Below are 16,798 nucleotides of genomic sequence, written 5' to 3' on the forward strand. Positions count from 1 at the left end.
TCAGCGGGCAGGCGTTGACTCTTCCGACACGGAAGGTCTCTTGTGCTGCATTGCACAATGGGGCGGCGGAATCGATGGCGGTGCGTATCAGGATGCCTGGCGGCACGCTGAAGGTGAAGGTGTACCGCGAATTGCGCGACCGCGAGCGCGCCCGCCGCATACCCGTCGTCAAGATCGGCCCGATCTACTTTACCTGGTGGTCGAACCGGCAAAGCGCCGTCAATGATCAGCCGCTGGGCTGACCCACCTGACGCTCGCGGCCTGGCGAGGCGCCTCCCCACCAGACTCTGCCTTCCGGCCCAAGAAAAGTTGATGAAGCCGCTGTTGACTCTTCCGTAACGGACGGTCTCTATTACCGCATTGCACATCATTGCTGCGCTGCACAACGGGAGTTGGACCGATGACGGTGCGTATCAAGTTGCCGGGCGGCACCTTGAAATTGAAGACCTATCGCGAATTGCGAACCCGCGAACGCGACCGGCGCGTGCCTGTGATGAAGATGGGCTCGCTGTATTTTGTCTGGTCGAAGTCTCAAAGTCCTCAGGAAAAGCCACACGACAGCCCTCGGTAAACCCAGCACGCCTTGCACCATCATCAGTGTTCGCGCGGAGTGCAAACGAGGGCGGTGACGAGCCACAGTTTGGGGTGGCAATAGCTGTCGTGAAATCGGGCTCGAGCCATCTTGCCCTGTGTGACCAGAGAACTGTGCCGCTGGTCGAGTGCGAACGAGGCTTTTCATCCGACAGTTGGAGGTCAACCGGTTGTTGGCGCATTGCGCGCGAGCCCTTTCACGCACGGCTAAGCCGTAGCGCACGCACACTGACCTGGCGCCTTGATGCCGGTTTTGGGATCGCCGCTTCGACTTTGATCTGGTCGATCTGGAACCGATAGATGCGCCGCGCAAGCGGCGATGTAGGCTGCAAAGAACGGCCGCGGATAAGAGATGCAGTCCACCAGCATCTGATCTTACCGATTTGTAACCGAATTCACGCGAACGTGCGCGTGACGGCTCCAAATCCCGACATCGTTTCTGCCCAGTTTTCCGGCTCCCGAACCCGCCCCGGTGTCAGAAAACAGATGTTGCAGAACCCGCCCACGCACGTCCGCTCGATTCTCATCCTCCAGACGAAATTCATCGGCGATCTTGTCCTCGCCTCCGCGCTCGCCAGTAACCTGCGCCTCCAATATCCAAGGGCCAGGGTCGTGTTCCTTTGCGAGGCGAGCTTTGCCAGTTTCCTGGTGGCTCATGGCATCGCCTCGGACGTGGTGGCCTTCCGGCGCGTACGGATGCGTGGCACCCCTCTGGAGCGTGGCCGCGAGCTTTACGCGATGGTGCGGGCGCTGCGCCGCTTCCGGTTTGACCTGACCATCGACCTGGCCGATTCCAAAACCTCACGCATCATTGTCAGGCTCGTCAACGCCAAGACCCGCGTCGGATACGATCCTCCCGAAAAACCGTTGCGCTGGCTGGAACGCCAGCCCGCCAACGTCCTAGCCAAGCCGTTTGGCTTTGGTGGCCAGCATTATCTCTACCGCTATCTTTCGCCGCTTGAGGCGCTTGGCGTGGAGTTGCGTGCGCAGGTCCCAACGATTCAGCCGCTGCCGTTGGAGACCGCCAGGACGTTGGCGCTTCTCGACCGGCATCATCTTCGGCGTAACGCCTTCATAGCCGTTCATGCGGGAGCGAGCTTCCGGGGGCGGCAATGGCAGCCGGAACGTTTTGCGCTGGCGATCGACGAGATTTCGCGGCAGACCGGGTTGGACTTCCTGCTTGTCGGCGGCCCCGATGAACGGGCATCTGCCGAGCGCGTCATCGCCAAGGCCGCTTCGCCGATCGTCAACATGGTCGGGGCGCTGTCGCTTGCAACGCTGCTGGCGGTCCTCGGACAGGCACGCCTGTTTCTCGGGAACGAGAGTGGCCCGATGCACATGGCCGCCGCCGCGGGAACGCCGGTTGTCGGCCTCTTCGGCCTGACCGACCCGGCCGTGTGGGGTCCTGTCGGCGTGGCCAATGTTACGCTGCGGCCCTCCATGCCTTGCGAGTGCATAGCCAGGGACCTGTGCCGCCGGCCCGATCCGAGCAAGGCTTGCTGCGTCTGGCGGCTAGAGGTCAAAGCGGTTGTCGACGCGGTGCGCGCGATCCTTTCACGTACGGTTAAGGACGTGGAGCACGCATTGTGACCTCGCGCTTGCCAAAGGTCAGGCCCGCGGGTCAAATTGCCGCTGCCGACGCTTTTGCAGGGGCATCGTCCCGATTTCCGCCTTGATGCCGGTCTTGGGGTCGCCGCTTCAACCTTGATCCGGCCGACCTGGAAACGATCAATGCGCCTGTTCCAAAAACATTTTTGCGCAGTTGCGATATGGCTGTGGGCCGTCTCGGCAAGCAACGCCCAGTTGCTCGTCGAACCGACACTGCACATCAAGGCCGAGGCGGGCAGCGGCCGCGTCGCGCTGACGCTCGATGCGTGCGGCGGAAAGACCGACACCCGGATTCTCTCGGCGCTGGTGGAAAACAAGATTCCCGCCACCATTTTCGTCACCGGCATCTGGCTGAAGCACAACGCCGCCGCCGTCGAGATCATGCGGGCCCATCCCGAACTGTTTGAGTTGGAAAACCATGGCGGCCGTCACGTCCCGGCCGTCGACACGCCGCAAAGGGTCTACGGCATTCGCAGTGCCGGCAGCCCGGAGGCCGTGCTGGCCGAGGTCGAATCCGGCGCCGCCGCTCTCGCCGTGACCGGCGAACCCGCGCCGAAATGGTTTCGCGGCGCAACCGCCGAATACAGCCCGTCGGCAATCGCGATGATACGCAAGCTTGGCTTCAAGATCGCCGGATTCTCGATCAACGGCGACGGCGGCTCATTGCTCGGTGCAAAAGAGACCGCCCGGCGCATCGCCGCGGCAAAGGACGGCGACGTCATCATCGCTCACATCAACCAGCCGACCCATGCGGCCGGTGAAGGCGTAGTGCAGGGGCTCCTGGCGCTGAAGGACAAGGGTCTTACCTTCGTGCGGCTCGACGATGCCGACGGCGTCGGCAATGAAGGCACCACCGACTGATCAGTCGGGCGTGGCCTCGATGGTCACCTTGTTTGGATAGAACGCGCCGTGATCGCGGATCTCCGCCATCTCGTCGAAGGGCCGCTCATACGCCCACATCGCATCCTTGCCAGCATCGCCGGCGGGCAGCGCGCTCCAATAGCTGGCATCGCCCTTGTAGGGGCAATGGGTCGAGAGCTCGGTCTTGCCAAGCCGTTTGAAGTCGATGTCGTCGAACGGAATGTAGAAAACAGGGGGATAGGGCGGTTCGGTCAGCACCTTGACCTTGCCGGATGAGGCGATGACGACATCGCCGGCGCGCACCGTCACGGTGCCCTTGTAAGGCTCGACGGTGATGATCTTGCCGGGATTGCGCTGAAAGCCGGGTGCCGGGTTTGCGATCTGGTCCATGTCGAATCTCCTTGCCTCAACCCCAAGATGTGTCTGGCAAGAGCCTTGCGCAAGACCTGCCTGCCACCAGGCGGGCGTCGCCCGCGGGGGGAAGTCTCGCCTCTTTCTTCCGCTTCGCCGAAAACTCAGGCGGCGGCCCGGAATGCGTCCATCAGCCCGGCATAGGCGGCGGCAATGCCGGCCACCGGATTGGTGCTTTTCGAGGTGGTCTCGACCTTCAAAGCACCACCGTTGGTCGGCAAGGTGAGCAACAGGAACTGGCGGTTGCCGCCATCGCCGACCGATGCGGCGGCGACGTGCTGGGCTTCGCCCTCGTTCTCGACGCACATCTTGAACAAGAGCGTGCCGCCGACCGCCTCGAGGGCGCCGCCGACGACCTCGACGAATTCATCTTCGGAAACGGTTTTGGCGCCGGGAACCAGATCGGCCGGCGCCACATCGGTCGCCACCAGATCGGCCAGACTTTCCGCAAGCGTATTTTCGAGTGCTTCGTCGTCGAGCTGCGCGTCCATGCGAACCTCTTTCATTCGCCAATCGCGCCCCACCTATTAATCAACGTTAACGCCGAGCATGGCCGGATTGTGGCGAATTCGGCCTCGTTTGGCTCTATGCACCGCTTCAGCCCGGTTCTGGCTGGACAATCCGCCGGTTCGTCCCACAATGGCGCAAAAAAATAACGGGAGGAACAAGATGCTCGGGCTGATGCAGGAATGGCCGCTGCTTTGCCACAAGCTGATCGACAACGCCGAGCGGCAGCACGGCAGCCGCGAGATCGTGTCGCGTTCGATCGAGGGGCCGATCGTGCGCAGCACATATGCCGAAATCCATCATCGTGCCCTGAAGGTCGCCGAGCGGCTCGAGCGTGACGGTTTTGGGCTTGGCGACCGCATCGCGACCCTGGCCTGGAACACCGCGCGCCACATCGAGGCGTGGTACGGCATCATGGGTGTCGGCGCGATCTATCACACGCTCAACCCGCGGCTCTTTCCCGAGCAGATCACCTGGATCATGAACAATGCCGAGGATAAGGCAATCTTCGTCGACCTGACCTTCCTGCCGCTGCTTGAAAAGATCGCCGGCGCGGTCAAGTCGCTGAAGCAGGTTATCGTGCTGACCGACAAGGTGCATTTACCCGAGACTGCGCTGCCCAATGTCGTTGCCTATGAAGAATGGCTTGCTCAAGCCGACGGCAACTTCGCCTGGAAGACAGTCGATGAAAACACCGCTGCCGGCATGTGCTACACCTCGGGCACGACGGGCGACCCGAAAGGCGTCCTCTACAGCCATCGTTCGAACGTGCTGCACGCCATGATCGAAGCGATGCCCGACGCCATGGGCCTGTCGTCGCGCGATACCATATTGCCGGTCGTGCCGATGTTTCACGCCAATGCCTGGGGCCTTGCCCAGAGCGCGCCGATGATTGGCGCCAAGCTGGTCATGCCCGGCTGCAAGATGGATGGCGCTTCGATCTACGAGCTGCTCGACACCGAGAAGGTGACCTTCAGCGCCGCCGTGCCGACGGTGTGGATGATGCTCCTCCAGCATCTGGAAGAGACCGGCAAGAAACTACCCTATCTGCAGAAAGTCGTCATCGGAGGCGCGTCCTGTCCACGCGCGATCACGACGAAGTTCCAGGACAATTACGATGTCCAGGTCGTCCACGCCTGGGGCATGACCGAGATGTCGCCGGTCGGCACGCTGTGCACCCTGAAGCCGGACTATGCCGGGCTGAAGGGTGACGCCCGCCTCGCCGTCCAGCAGAAGCAGGGCTTTACGCCGTTCGGCATCGAAATGAAGGTAACGGACGACGACGATAACGAACTGCCATGGGACGGCAAGACCTTCGGCCGACTCAAGGTCCGCGGGCCGGCCGTCGCGCGCGCCTATTATGGCGGCATCGGATCCGAACAGTTCGATGAAGACGGCTGGTTCGATACCGGTGATATCGCGCATATCGACCCCGGCGGCTATATGCAGATCACCGATCGCGCCAAGGACGTGATCAAGTCGGGCGGCGAATGGATCTCGACCGTCGAGCTCGAGAACCTCGCGGTCGGCCATCCGGACGTGGCGGAGGCCGCCGCCATCGGCATTCCGCATTCGAAATGGGGCGAGCGGCCTTTGCTCGTGGTCGTCCGCAAGCCGGGCAGGGAGCCGACCAAGACGGACATCCTCGCTTTCATGGACGGCAAGGTGGCGAAGTGGTGGATGCCGGACGACGTCGCTTTTGTCGGCGAAATCCCACACACCGCTGCCGGCAAGATCCAGAAGATTACCTTGCGCCAGCAGTTCCGGCATTATCACCTGCCGACGGATTGACCGGAGATGCGGCGTCTTTGCGCCTTCAAGCCGCCGCTGAAAGGCACTATGCCTTTGTTCGGGTTGGGGCAGCGCGGAAAACAATGACGGGAATTCCCGAGCGACAAACGTCGAGGGCTGCCGGTTGGTCGCGGCGCGCCGGCGCGTTTTCGGCAGTCCTGGTGCTGACCGCTCTCATCGGCCATCGCTATGACCTCGTCGAGACCCAAGCTTTCCTATGGGTGCTTGGCATTGTCGCCTTGGTGGCCGCGTTCGCGCTTTTGTTTGGCGGGTTTGCCTTCGCGCGATTGTGGAACTTCGGTGATCGTGGCGGCCAAGACCTGACCGCCGGCGCCTTGCTGGCGCTTCTGGTGCTCATCCCTTACGCTGTCGGGGCCTATTGGGCGGCGACCTATCCGCCGCTGCGCGACATCTCGACGGATTTCGACGACCCGCCGGCGCTCGATATTTCTACCCGGACAAAGGATATGAACGAGCTTTTGCCGCCGACACCCGGCGAGCAGCGCCTGCAAATCGAAGCTTATCCGCTTGTTACTGGACGCAGCTACACCTTGCCTTTCGATCGCGTTCTGGAGGCGGTCAAAACTGTGCTCGATCGGCGCGGCTGGCAGCTCACGGCGCCGTTTCCAGACGCAGCAGGGCAAAGCGACGTGACGGTCGATGCGCTGGCCAAGAGCTTGCTGCTTGGTCTTCCCGCCGATGTCGCCATCCGCGTGACCGACGACGGCGATGCGGTCATCGTCGATATGCGCTCGGCCTCGCGTTACGGCCGCTACGACCTTGGCGACAATGCAGCGCGCATCACCGATTTCCTTGCCGAGCTCGACCAGGAAGTCGCCGGCCAGGTGGGCGTGGCGCCGGCAGAATGATATCCGAAGGCTACTACTTTGCCGGCGAATAGATGCCGTCAATAGCCGGCGCGCCGTCGGTGTGGACCAGACCGCGCGCCACCAGGTCTTCCAGATGCGCAAGCACCGACAGGCCGGCCGCGCCATGCAGGCGCGGATCGGTATCGCGATAGATCGCCTCCACCATAGTCCTGATCGTGCGGTCGCCGCTGTTGATCCGCTCCAGAATCGCCCATTCGCGCATTTTGCGATGGGCTTTCAATCCGCGCATGAAGTTGCGCGGCTCGGTCACCGGCCCGCCATGACCGGGCAGCAGCAGCCGGTCGTCGCGCTCGATCAGCCGATCGAGCGATGTCATGTAGTCGGCCATCGCGCCATCCGGCGGCGCGACGATCGTGGTTGACCACGCCATGACGTGATCGGCCGAAAAAAGGATGCCGGTTCCCTCCAGTGCGAAGGCCGCGTGATTTGCGGTATGGCCGGGCGTCAGCACCGTCCGGATCGCCCAGCCGTCACCGTCGATCACCATATCGTCTGGCAGCGCGATATCAGGAACAAAGTCGGTGTCGGCGCTGGCATCGAGCGGATTGACCTCGCCGGTGTGCAACGGCCGCGCCGGGCGATGCCGGCCCTCCGCCAGAACCACCGCACCCGTATGCTGCTTCAACCGCGCCGCCAGCGGCGAATGGTCGCGATGCGTGTGGCTGATGAAGATATGGCTGACCGGCCGGGTCCCGATCGTTTCGAGCAGTGTTCGAAGATGTGCCTCGTCACCCGGTCCGGGATCGATCACCGCCAGCGTCTCGCGCCCGACGATATAGCTGTTGGTTCCGTGAAAAGTGAACGGGCTTGGGTTCTTGGCAGTGACGCGTTGAATACCAGGCGCAACGGCTACGCCCTGGCCGTAGGCCGGATCGAAGCGTGTATCGAATTTCAGCGCCATGCGAACGTCACGGCCTTTTTTGGGGCGAGGGCAAAACCGATTGCCGCATAGCACGGAAGCCAATATAGGAAAACGCAAGGCCGCGTTCGGCGGCAATCCGGAACGGGGAAGACCATGGCAATTGCAACGACGATGCGTCCGCTCATTTCTCTCGCTCTGCCTGAAAAGGGCGCGGCCCGGCTGGCAGGACAGCTTTTGCTGGCGATCGCCGGAACTCTGCTGCTGATCTTGTCTGCCAAGACCAAGGTCATGCTCGGACCGGTCGATATCTCGATGCAGACGCTCGCCGTCTTCCTGATCGCTGCCTCCTTCGGCATGCGCCTCGGCGTCGCCACGCTACTTCTCTACATGGTCGAGGGCGCATTGGGCCTTCCGGTCTTCCAGAGCACGCCCGAAAAGGGCATTGGTATCGCTTACATGCTCGGTTCGACCGGCGGTTATCTAGCCGGCTTCGTCGTCATGGCGGCGATCGTCGGCTGGGCTGCCGACCGTGGCTGGGATCGCCATCCTATCAAGCTCTTCAATGCCATGCTGGTGGCCGAGATCGTCATGATGGCAATGGGCTTTGCCTGGCTGGCGCTGTTGATCGGCCCGGAAAAATCCTGGCAGTTCGGGGTGTTGCCCTTTATCGTCGGTGATCTGATCAAGGTTGCGCTGGCCGCGAGCCTGGTGCCGGCTGTCTGGTCGCTGCTGAAGCGGTCGTGAAGCCGGTCGAGCGGTGATAACCTGTTCTGCGCGACAGTGATTTTTCGCCGTAGTTGGTGTGGCCGTGCAGGATCTTTGTCGCTGGCGGCAGGCTTGTGCGCGACGCCATCCGTCACATTAGCTTCAAGTCGACGGACTAAGTACCAGAACCAACGAGCGATTCGTGACGACCAGCGTAACCAAGCACCTACGTATGGAAATAAATTGCTCGACATAGCATCTCAGCCAGCTGAAAAAGAAAGCGGCTCGATGATTATTTAGGCACAGCTAAATTTCTGGACAATGTGTAGGAAATTCTTAACCCAACCGCCTTGACTCTAGTGGCTTGGTTGCTTGCTGGTATCCACACACTGTCGTAACCGTTGACCTGAGATCATGCGCCGACCGCCGAAGGAAGACACGTGAGTAGCGCGGAAAAAACAACGAGCAAGGCAACAGCCCTGTCGCCTGAGCCGACCGCCGCGCCGGCAACGCGCTGGTATGCGGCCAGCGTCTTTCCCGGGAAGGAGCATGTCGCCGAGCGGCATCTCCGGATCCAGGGATTCGAGCCCTTTGTGCCTCGCTGCGAGAAAACCGTGCGTCATGCCCGGCGGCTCGAAACACGGTCTGCAGCTTATTTCCCGGGTTATATGTTCATCGCCCTTGACGTCGCGCTGCAACGTTGGCGCTCGATCAACGGAACGTTCGGTGTGCGTTCCCTCGTCATGCAAGGCGACCGGCCTTTGCCTGTCCCCTCCGGTCTGGTAGAGCGCTTCATTGCGTTGACCGGCAGGCACGGCCTGCTCGACTTCAGTGGCGGCCTCGCAGCCGGTGCTTCGGTTCGGATCCTTTCCGGCCCTTTCGCGGAAATGATCGGTCGCCTTGACCGGCTCGATCCAGCCGGAAGGGCTCGGGTTCTGGTTGCGATCATGAATGGCGAGATACCTGTCGACCTTGATACCAGGGATCTCGTCGCCATCGCATAGTCGTAAGCATTGAGGTGCGGCGAGGCGATGCAAATTGTTGTAGGATCGGCTCTCGGGTTTTCACCCGGGAGTGCGGTAGCCGTTCTTCGGTGGGACTAGGCGCTGTCTGACGAGATAGTCTCGTCGGCGCTGATGAGAGTACGCGATATGCGGATAACAATGATTGGTGCCGGCTATGTAGGGCTCGTCTCGGGCGCCTGCTTCGCCGACTTTGGCCATCAGGTCTGCTGCGTCGATCGTGATGCGGAAAAGCTTGCCATGCTCAAACTCGGCAAGATACCGATCTACGAGCCAGGGCTCGACGACCTCGTCACCACGAACACCGCGCAAGGTCGCTTGCGTTTCGATGACAATCTGGCCGATGCGGTTTCGCAATCGGATGTCGTCTTCATCGCCGTGGGCACGCCGTCACGGCGTGGCGATGGGCACGCCGATCTGTCCTTCGTCTACGATGCGGCCGCCGAAGTGGGCCGCGCGCTCAAACGATTTACGGTCGTGGTGACGAAATCGACCGTCCCTGTCGGTACCGGCGATGAGGTCGAACGAATCATCCGCGAGCAAAATCCCGCCGCCGATTTTGCGGTGGTCTCCAATCCCGAATTTCTTCGCGAAGGATCGGCGATCGAGGACTTCAAGCGGCCCGACCGCATCATTGTCGGGACCGATGCCGAACGGGCCAAAGCGGTGATGGGCGAAATCTACCGACCGCTCTCGCTGAATGTCGCGCCGATATTCTACACGAGCCGGCGCACGGCGGAGCTTACCAAATATGCCGGCAACGCGTTTCTGGCCATGAAGATCACCTTCATCAACGAAATTGCCGATCTCTGCGAGCGGTTGGGAGCCGATGTTCAGGACGTCGCGCGCGGCATCGGCATGGACAATCGCATCGGCGCAAAGTTTCTTCATGCCGGGCCGGGCTACGGTGGCTCCTGTTTCCCGAAAGACACGCTGGCGCTGGTCAAGACCGCGCAGGACGCGGCAAGCCCCGTGCGGCTTATTGAGACGACGGTCTCGATAAATGACCAGCGCAAGCGGGCGATGGCGCGCAAAGTGGTCGTGGCCTGCGGCGGCTCTGTGCGCGGCAAGACTGTCGGTATCCTCGGCCTTACGTTCAAGCCCAACACCGACGACATGCGCGACGCCCCCTCATTGGCCATCATTCAGGCACTCCAGGACGCAGGCGCTTCGATCAAGGCGTATGATCCGGTCGGCATGGAGCAGGCACGCAAGATGATAGAGGGCATTGAATTCGGGGAAAGCGCCTACGCGGTGGCCGACGGCTCGCATGCGATCGTCATCGTCACAGAATGGAACGCCTTTCGGTCGCTGGATCTGAAGCGGCTCCGTGCAATTATGGCGACACCGGTAATGGTCGACCTTCGAAACGTCTACCGCGGCGAGGACGTCGTGAAGGAAGGCATCGCCTATTCGAGCGTTGGTCGAGAGCGGCACCTTGTAAGGTGAACGTCCAGGTTTCCATGGGACCCGGGTTGCGGGATTCAATTTGAGCACCACCACTGTCCAATTGCCCAATCGAAGGCATCTGCTGCTCCGGATGCGCTTTCAGCTGCTTGGCGGATTGACATTCGCTATCCTGCTGCCTGCGCTGATCCGCATGTCGTTTGATCAACAGGTTATCCTGTACTCAAACTTGCAGGTTACGATCGTCGCGGCAATCATCGCTCACACGACAGGCTACTTCCTCTACAAGCGCATCGGCAATTTCCCAGGCGTCGCGGCGGCTGGCTACATCCTGCCAACTTTCGCGCTGACCTATGGCCTTGTGTTCGTCACTATCTTCTTCTTCAGATTTGACTACAGCCGATTCCAGGCCGCCGCGAGCTTCATCCAGTCAACATTGTGGTACTTTGGCCTGAGCCTGGCCACGCGACGGCTCGATGCATATCGCCTGGCGATAATTCCTGGCGGAGATGTCGACAGGCTGGAGACAATACCGGGTGTGAGCTGGCATAGGATCCATTCGCCCGATACGGTTGTCGAATACGCGAGCGGCGTCGTGGCCGATCTTAGGGCAGATCTTTCAGATGAATGGGAGCGGTATATTGCGGACCGCGCGCTGTCGGGAACACCAGTCTATCACGTCAAGCAAATCAGCGAATCGCTCACAGGCAGAGTGGAGATCGAGCATCTTTCTGAAAACACTCTAGGCTCCTTGAATCCAAACCAGGCTTACTTGAAAATAAAACAGTCGGTAGACTGGGCATCTGCGTTATTTGTGCTTGTTGTTTTCTCGCCATTGCTGTTGTTTGTGGCGATTGCCGTAAAGATCGATTCGCCTGGACCCGCACTATTTAGACAGAAGCGGATGGGCTACGGAGGGCATCCCTACGAGGTCTACAAGTTTCGAACGATGAAGCTCAGCGACACGGCTGTCGACGAGAAGGAAGCGGCCATCACGAAGGCCGGCGACACACGCATCACCCGTTTGGGGCAGTTCCTCAGAAAATCCCGGATCGACGAATTGCCGCAGGCCTTCAACATCGTGCGCGGCGAGATGAGCTGGATCGGTCCGCGGCCGGAAGCACTCGTACTTTCGAAGTGGTACGAGGCCGAACTGCCATTCTACCGGTACCGGCACATTGTTCGACCTGGGATTACCGGATGGGCGCAAGTCAACCAGGGCCACGTTGCGGCTGTTGACGACGTCCTGGAAAAGCTTCACTACGACTTCTACTACATCAAGAACTTTTCTCCTTGGCTCGATGTGCTGATTGTATTTCGAACCATCCGAACCATGCTGACAGGGTTTGGCGCACGTTGACAAGGGTGACAAAGATCTAGTCCACGCAGCCATGCCGCCGCTCACGAGTTTCGCGGGTGGGATAAGCACCACTCTTGGAAAATGGGCATCTATTCAAAAGCTACGCTGATCGGCGTTTGAAGATCGCGTCGTATCGATCTCGGAGAAAGCACAATGACTAGGAAGACCGCGCTCATTACCGGCATCACCGGCCAGGACGGCGCCTATCTGGCGGAACTTCTCTTGGCAAAGGGCTATGATGTCCATGGCATCAAGCGCCGGTCGTCGTCCTTCAATACGGGCCGTATCGATAATCTCTACCAGGATCCGCATGAAAAGAACGTAAGGCTGTCGCTGCACTATGGAGACATGACCGACGCAACCAACCTCATCCGCATCGTCCAGGAAGTGCAGCCCGGTGAGATTTACAATCTTGCCGCGCAGTCGCATGTTCAGGTGAGCTTCGAGACCGCGGAATATACGGCGAATGCCGACGCGATCGGCACATTGCGCCTCCTTGAAGCCATCCGGCTGCTTGGCCTGACAAAAAAGACGCGTTTTTATCAGGCATCGACGTCCGAGCTCTATGGCAAGGTGCAGGAGATCCCACAGAGGGAGACGACGCCCTTTTATCCCCGCTCGCCTTATGCGGCTGCTAAGATCTATGCCTACTGGATCACCGTGAACTACCGCGAAGCCTACGACATCCATGCTTCCAATGGCATCCTATTCAATCACGAGAGCCCTATGCGCGGCGAGACGTTCGTCACCCGCAAGATCACGCGCGCGGCGGCCGCGATAAGCCTCGGCCTTCAGGACAAGCTCTATCTCGGCAATCTGTCGGCTGAACGCGATTGGGGCCATGCCCGCGACTATGTCGAAGGCATGTGGAGAATTCTCCAGCATGACGTGCCAGACGACTATGTCCTTGCAACCGGGGTGAAGAACTCGGTCCGCCGCTTTGTCGAGCTTGCATTCAATGAGGTCGGAACCGAGATCCAATGGGTTGGTTCCGGCATCGATGAAAAAGGCATCGACGCGAAATCCGGCGCCGTTCTGGTCAAGGTGGATCCGCGCTATTTCAGACCGACCGAAGTTGAGCTTCTGATCGGTGACGCTTCGAAAGCGGAGCGCGTTCTCGGGTGGAAGGCAACAACGTCGCTGGCGACAATGGTCCAGGAAATGGTCCAGTCCGACCTCGAAGCGGTAAGGCGGGAATCCGAACATCGGCGCCTGGACGAGGATCGCATTCGTGTTGCGGCGCAGTGAGCAGCACTAGGCTGGGGTCGGCATGAAAATTTCCGTCTTGACCGTCTGTTGGAACTCTGCGGCGACGATCAGGCATACGATCGACAGCTTTCTGGCCCAGGGTCATGACGACAAGGAACTGGTGGTCATCGACGGCAATTCGTCGGACGACACGCTGGCAATTGTCCGGTCTTACCCACAGGAGCAGATCCGGGTGATCAGCGAGCCAGATAGCGGAATGTATGACGCCCTGAACAAGGGGCTGCGCCTATATACCGGAGACGCGGTAGGCGTGCTGAATTCAGACGATTGCTTTCACGATCGTTCGGCTCTGGGACGGATCTCCGCAGGACTCGAACATGCCGACATCGTGCATGGCGACCTCGATTTTGTCGAAGACCATATGAGCAAGCGGATCGTGCGCCGTTGGCGTGCCGTGGCCCGACCCCCCAAGGGTTTTCGGACCGGATGGATGCCCGCCCATCCAACGTTCTATGTAAAGCGCAAGGTGGCGGACGTGGTCGGTGCATTCGATCTCAGCCTCAAAGTGGCATCGGATTATGACTGGATGTTGAGAGCTGTTGAGCTTCACGGATTCCAGACCGCTGCGACCGGCCACGTGCTGGTGGACATGATGGTTGGCGGAGCCAGCACGCGAAGTCTTGCCTCGCACATAGGCCACAATCTGGAAGCGCTGCGGGCACGCCGCCGCTGGCTCGGATCGGGTCCGGTTGACTATGCGCTTGTCGCAAAGCCTGCGCGCAAGCTGAAGCAGCTGGTATCGATAAGGAGAGGAAATTGACGAATTGAAACCACCGTCGACGATATATCGCATGAGTATCTCTAGTTAGATGATAGCAACTTATCTTGCAATTTTTATATTTACTCTGTGCAACGCGGTCCCATTTGTCGTTGAGCGCAGCAAGCAAATATTCCAGCCGATTAAATTGTACGCGTGTGTTCAGGTACTAATTATGGTTCCTGCTATGATAATAGTTTCAAATTATCCTGAATACATTCAGCCAAGCGTATTCTCTGTCGTGGCTTCAGATTTTCAAGCAAGCTTAACTTGGACCATATTTTGCTACGCTCTGATGAATTTGACAATCTACACGGCTTATTATTCAAGCGTGGGAGGCTTCAATTCACTGGAAAGCCTTAGGCGTTCGAGGGTGCATCTTACCGAGTTCGAGAGCATCGGTTCTGTCATATTTTTTCTAGCAGTCGGCACTTTAGCTTTCTATGCCAAGATCAAGGCTTCGGGCGGACTCGAGTTCCTTATGAGCAACGTCTCCCGGCGCGTAGAATTGCAATCAGGTCTGGGCCCCCTGAACTTCATAATCTCAAGTTCCTATTTGTTGGCTAACGTTGCTGCCACTCGGAGAGTTGCCACCAAGGGGGACGTGATCAGTGGTCTCCTCCTTTTTTCCGCCTTTATAACGGGAGCTGCAACGTCAAGCCTTTTTGGAGGAAGAAAGGACACTCTCCAGCTGCTGCTAACGATAATCATGGTTGCGTCTCTGTCGAATCCGAAATTTATGCGATTTAACATCAAGAATATCATAGTACTGTCGGTCCTATATGCGTCAGTTATATTGTATTATTTTGCAGTTCTTATCTATAGAGACGCAAACTCGTTGGATGGTCTGACCGAAAATTTCCAAAATTTGGTATCGATGACGCTAGATTCGTATAGTTCATTAATAATTTCGCTAAGCTACATAGATACTTACCTATTTGCGACAAATTTTTTTAAATGGGACAATTTTTATCTTGGAAGAACTTTTATCGACCTTACGACTGCGTTTTTGCCGAGTTCGCTATATGAATTTAAGCCACCTGTTGACGACGGACTATACATACGAGCAGCCACTTTGGGGTATCTGCTGGAGCCGGGTACACCAGCCGCTGACATCGTTCACAATTCGTGGCCGGGGGAGACACTTGGTACCGGATACATGAACGCCGGACTGGCAGGCGTACTGATCTCAGGCTGGTTCGTCGGGTATCTGCTAGCCAAGGGCTATGCCTATTCCATGAAGAACCCGGACTCGATAGTCGGAATTGTGATTGTATGCAATTTGTTCCTCAACTTTGAGATGTCAAATCTTCGCATTGTGAACCTGATCTCTTCAGTCATTGGAGCAATTCTCGTATTGCTCCTGTACAAAGCCGCCAGGCGAGTGTTGCCCTTTATTTAGCCGTGGCGATCGCCACCGTGGCGCGCAGCGCTCGCTGTGGTCGCCGAACGGAACGAGTCTTGAAGAAAACAATCGTCAATCTAATGGGGCAGGCAGTTTGGGCAGCATCCCAAGCCATTTGCATTCTCGTGCTCTCTCACCACAACATGGCCTCGACGATTGGGGTATACACGCTGGGGCTTTCGATATTTGCGCCGTTGTGCCTGCTTTTCGGCCTTAATCTACGAGTCGTTATGTCGTTCGAAAGCGTCGACGGTTCGGTTGTGAACGACGCACTGATATTGCGAGTCGCTGGTGTGCTTTTTTCGTATACGGTGACGGCCTTGGTTATTTTCTCTTTGAAAGATCCGGGATCATCTGAAAAATGGATTGCGCTCGCTTTGATAGCAGGACGGGTTGGGGACCAAGTAAGCGACCTTATAATAGGGATATACCAACGCGATAATAACCAGGAGCGCATCGCAATCTCCTTTGCCGGCAGGGGCATCGCAGGTATGGTGCCCTTTCTCGGGGTCACTTATCTCAGAGGAAGTTTCATCGAAGCCGCAGTTCTCTCGTCGGCATGTGTGATTGCAACTTCTGTTCTGTTGGACGTCTACATGTCGATGCAACCTGGCCCCGCAAGGCATGTGATTGGGCGAACAAGTTTTAAGAGAATACGCCGTCTAGTTATGGACAACCTTTGGGTAGGGATGTTTCCGGCGTTGGACAGCGTGCATACGAACTGTTTCCGGTTCGGCATTTTTCTCACAAGTTCCGCACAGATAATGGGCTTTGTCGGCGCGGCCCAGACGTTGTTCGTCCCATTCCAAATGCTTGCGACTGCGGTCGGCTTCATATTTCTACCAGAGGCGATAAGGGTTCACCGAAGCGGGAGTAAAGCTGCGTACACTATAAACATATTCAAAGGTATATCCGTTGGGCTGGCCATAGGCTTGGCGTTTTTCATGGCCTCTGTATTGATAAGCGATCGAGCGCTCACCCTAGTGTTTGGGAACGCCAGCGTCGAGATGCGAACAGGACTATATTTGACAGCTGTCGCAATGATCCTCGTTCACTCATCGGGTTTTATTGGGTTGTCGGTCGTCGCTCGCGGCGCAACAAGAGCTTATACCACTGCTCCGATAGTAGGCATTCTGGTATTCGTCGTGCTTCTTGCACCAGAATACCTCTTTGGCGTTGGATTACCTAACATCGGTATGGCTGTGGCGATCAGTTTCGCGGGAAGTGTTTTCGCCAGGCTGTTATTCTCCCTCGCATATCTTTTTTTAAAAATGAAATGAAGAGAAAAGTCTGTGCGTGAGATCCCGTTTATATTGCTTGCTCCCCGGATGACGGCGTACCTTTGGAGAAGA

General features: G+C 58.4%; 17 protein-coding genes. 14 read left to right on the plus strand and 3 right to left on the minus strand.

The window, feature by feature from the left end; all coding sequences use genetic code 11:
• Positions 1 to 74: 74 nt before the first annotated feature.
• The 4 genes from NKH71_RS27900 to NKH71_RS27915 all read left to right on the plus strand — a co-directional run bounded on the left by NKH71_RS27900 (position 75) and on the right by NKH71_RS27915 (position 3,060).
• Positions 75 to 242: a hypothetical protein gene (locus NKH71_RS27900; RefSeq protein ID WP_352895511.1), complete on the plus strand. Its 168-nt coding sequence runs from the start codon at positions 75 to 77 to the stop codon at positions 240 to 242.
• Between the two features lie 158 nt (positions 243 to 400).
• Positions 401 to 571, plus strand: a complete 171-nt coding sequence (locus tag NKH71_RS27905; protein WP_352895512.1) for a hypothetical protein — start codon at positions 401 to 403, stop codon at positions 569 to 571.
• 320 nt (positions 572 to 891) lie between these two features.
• Entirely contained in the window at positions 892 to 2,181 is a 1,290-nt protein-coding gene (locus tag NKH71_RS27910) for a glycosyltransferase family 9 protein (RefSeq protein ID WP_352895513.1), read from the plus strand.
• Between the two features lie 141 nt (positions 2,182 to 2,322).
• On the plus strand, positions 2,323 to 3,060 hold the full coding sequence (locus NKH71_RS27915) for a polysaccharide deacetylase family protein (RefSeq protein WP_352895514.1): 738 nt from the start codon (positions 2,323 to 2,325) through the stop codon (positions 3,058 to 3,060).
• Here NKH71_RS27915 and NKH71_RS27920 read toward each other — a convergent pair whose 3' ends face one another.
• Complete coding sequence (locus tag NKH71_RS27920) at positions 3,061 to 3,450, minus strand: DUF427 domain-containing protein (RefSeq protein WP_352895515.1); 390 nt, start codon at positions 3,448 to 3,450, stop codon at positions 3,061 to 3,063.
• 125 nt (positions 3,451 to 3,575) lie between these two features.
• A complete protein-coding gene (locus NKH71_RS27925; protein ID WP_352895516.1) occupies positions 3,576 to 3,962 on the minus strand; it encodes a hypothetical protein in 387 nt (128 codons plus the stop codon).
• A gap of 178 nt (positions 3,963 to 4,140) precedes the next feature.
• On the opposite strand from NKH71_RS27925, the gene NKH71_RS27930 reads away from it, so the two are divergent.
• Together NKH71_RS27930 and NKH71_RS27935 are read left to right on the plus strand one after the other, a co-directional pair.
• Positions 4,141 to 5,769: a fatty-acid--CoA ligase gene (locus NKH71_RS27930; RefSeq protein WP_352895517.1), complete on the plus strand. Its 1,629-nt coding sequence runs from the start codon at positions 4,141 to 4,143 to the stop codon at positions 5,767 to 5,769.
• 83 nt (positions 5,770 to 5,852) lie between these two features.
• Entirely contained in the window at positions 5,853 to 6,638 is a 786-nt protein-coding gene (locus NKH71_RS27935) for a DUF1499 domain-containing protein (RefSeq protein WP_352895518.1), read from the plus strand.
• Positions 6,639 to 6,651: 13 nt separating this feature from the next.
• On the opposite strand, the gene NKH71_RS27940 is transcribed toward NKH71_RS27935, so the two are convergent.
• Complete coding sequence (locus NKH71_RS27940) at positions 6,652 to 7,560, minus strand: MBL fold metallo-hydrolase (RefSeq protein ID WP_352895519.1); 909 nt, start codon at positions 7,558 to 7,560, stop codon at positions 6,652 to 6,654.
• A 114-nt stretch (positions 7,561 to 7,674) separates the two neighbouring features.
• Between NKH71_RS27940 and NKH71_RS27945 the strand changes: the two genes are divergently transcribed.
• The 8 genes from NKH71_RS27945 to NKH71_RS27980 all read left to right on the plus strand — a co-directional run bounded on the left by NKH71_RS27945 (position 7,675) and on the right by NKH71_RS27980 (position 16,726).
• Entirely contained in the window at positions 7,675 to 8,265 is a 591-nt protein-coding gene (locus NKH71_RS27945; protein WP_352549035.1) for a biotin transporter BioY, read from the plus strand.
• A gap of 401 nt (positions 8,266 to 8,666) precedes the next feature.
• Positions 8,667 to 9,230: a transcription termination/antitermination protein NusG gene (gene nusG, locus NKH71_RS27950; RefSeq protein WP_352549037.1), complete on the plus strand. Its 564-nt coding sequence runs from the start codon at positions 8,667 to 8,669 to the stop codon at positions 9,228 to 9,230.
• A 147-nt stretch (positions 9,231 to 9,377) separates the two neighbouring features.
• The gene (locus NKH71_RS27955) at positions 9,378 to 10,697 is read left to right on the plus strand and encodes a UDP-glucose dehydrogenase family protein (RefSeq protein WP_352549039.1); all 1,320 of its coding nucleotides are present in this window, start codon (positions 9,378 to 9,380) and stop codon (positions 10,695 to 10,697) included.
• Between the two features lie 40 nt (positions 10,698 to 10,737).
• Entirely contained in the window at positions 10,738 to 12,015 is a 1,278-nt protein-coding gene (locus NKH71_RS27960; RefSeq protein ID WP_352549040.1) for a sugar transferase, read from the plus strand.
• A gap of 153 nt (positions 12,016 to 12,168) precedes the next feature.
• Positions 12,169 to 13,263: a GDP-mannose 4,6-dehydratase gene (gene gmd, locus NKH71_RS27965; protein ID WP_352895520.1), complete on the plus strand. Its 1,095-nt coding sequence runs from the start codon at positions 12,169 to 12,171 to the stop codon at positions 13,261 to 13,263.
• A 22-nt stretch (positions 13,264 to 13,285) separates the two neighbouring features.
• Positions 13,286 to 14,044, plus strand: a complete 759-nt coding sequence (locus tag NKH71_RS27970; protein ID WP_352549044.1) for a glycosyltransferase family 2 protein — start codon at positions 13,286 to 13,288, stop codon at positions 14,042 to 14,044.
• A gap of 49 nt (positions 14,045 to 14,093) precedes the next feature.
• Positions 14,094 to 15,443 carry a hypothetical protein gene (locus NKH71_RS27975; protein ID WP_352895521.1) on the plus strand — a complete coding sequence of 450 codons (1,350 nt, stop codon included), beginning with the start codon at positions 14,094 to 14,096 and terminating at the stop codon, positions 15,441 to 15,443.
• Positions 15,444 to 15,502: 59 nt separating this feature from the next.
• The gene (locus NKH71_RS27980) at positions 15,503 to 16,726 is read left to right on the plus strand and encodes an MATE family efflux transporter (protein ID WP_352895522.1); all 1,224 of its coding nucleotides are present in this window, start codon (positions 15,503 to 15,505) and stop codon (positions 16,724 to 16,726) included.
• Positions 16,727 to 16,798: the final 72 nt, after the last annotated feature.

This window comes from Mesorhizobium sp. M0983, from assembly GCF_040318975.1.
Classification (GTDB): domain Bacteria; phylum Pseudomonadota; class Alphaproteobacteria; order Rhizobiales; family Rhizobiaceae; genus Mesorhizobium.

Excerpts from the sequence above, each read along its gene's own strand:
- NKH71_RS27900 (WP_352895511.1), top strand. The coding sequence starts at position 75 with ATGGCGGTGCGTATCAGGATGCCTGGCGGCACGCTGAAGGTGAAGGTG.
- NKH71_RS27905 (WP_352895512.1), top strand. The coding sequence starts at position 401 with ATGACGGTGCGTATCAAGTTGCCGGGCGGCACCTTGAAATTGAAGACC.
- NKH71_RS27910 (WP_352895513.1), top strand. The coding sequence starts at position 892 with ATGCGCCGCGCAAGCGGCGATGTAGGCTGCAAAGAACGGCCGCGGATA.
- NKH71_RS27915 (WP_352895514.1), top strand. The coding sequence starts at position 2,323 with ATGCGCCTGTTCCAAAAACATTTTTGCGCAGTTGCGATATGGCTGTGG.
- NKH71_RS27920 (WP_352895515.1), bottom strand. The coding sequence starts at position 3,450 with ATGGACCAGATCGCAAACCCGGCACCCGGCTTTCAGCGCAATCCCGGC.
- NKH71_RS27925 (WP_352895516.1), bottom strand. The coding sequence starts at position 3,962 with ATGGACGCGCAGCTCGACGACGAAGCACTCGAAAATACGCTTGCGGAA.
- NKH71_RS27930 (WP_352895517.1), top strand. The coding sequence starts at position 4,141 with ATGCTCGGGCTGATGCAGGAATGGCCGCTGCTTTGCCACAAGCTGATC.
- NKH71_RS27935 (WP_352895518.1), top strand. The coding sequence starts at position 5,853 with ATGACGGGAATTCCCGAGCGACAAACGTCGAGGGCTGCCGGTTGGTCG.
- NKH71_RS27940 (WP_352895519.1), bottom strand. The coding sequence starts at position 7,560 with ATGGCGCTGAAATTCGATACACGCTTCGATCCGGCCTACGGCCAGGGC.
- NKH71_RS27945 (WP_352549035.1), top strand. The coding sequence starts at position 7,675 with ATGGCAATTGCAACGACGATGCGTCCGCTCATTTCTCTCGCTCTGCCT.
- NKH71_RS27955 (WP_352549039.1), top strand. The coding sequence starts at position 9,378 with ATGCGGATAACAATGATTGGTGCCGGCTATGTAGGGCTCGTCTCGGGC.
- gmd (WP_352895520.1), top strand. The coding sequence starts at position 12,169 with ATGACTAGGAAGACCGCGCTCATTACCGGCATCACCGGCCAGGACGGC.
- NKH71_RS27970 (WP_352549044.1), top strand. The coding sequence starts at position 13,286 with ATGAAAATTTCCGTCTTGACCGTCTGTTGGAACTCTGCGGCGACGATC.
- NKH71_RS27975 (WP_352895521.1), top strand. The coding sequence starts at position 14,094 with ATGATAGCAACTTATCTTGCAATTTTTATATTTACTCTGTGCAACGCG.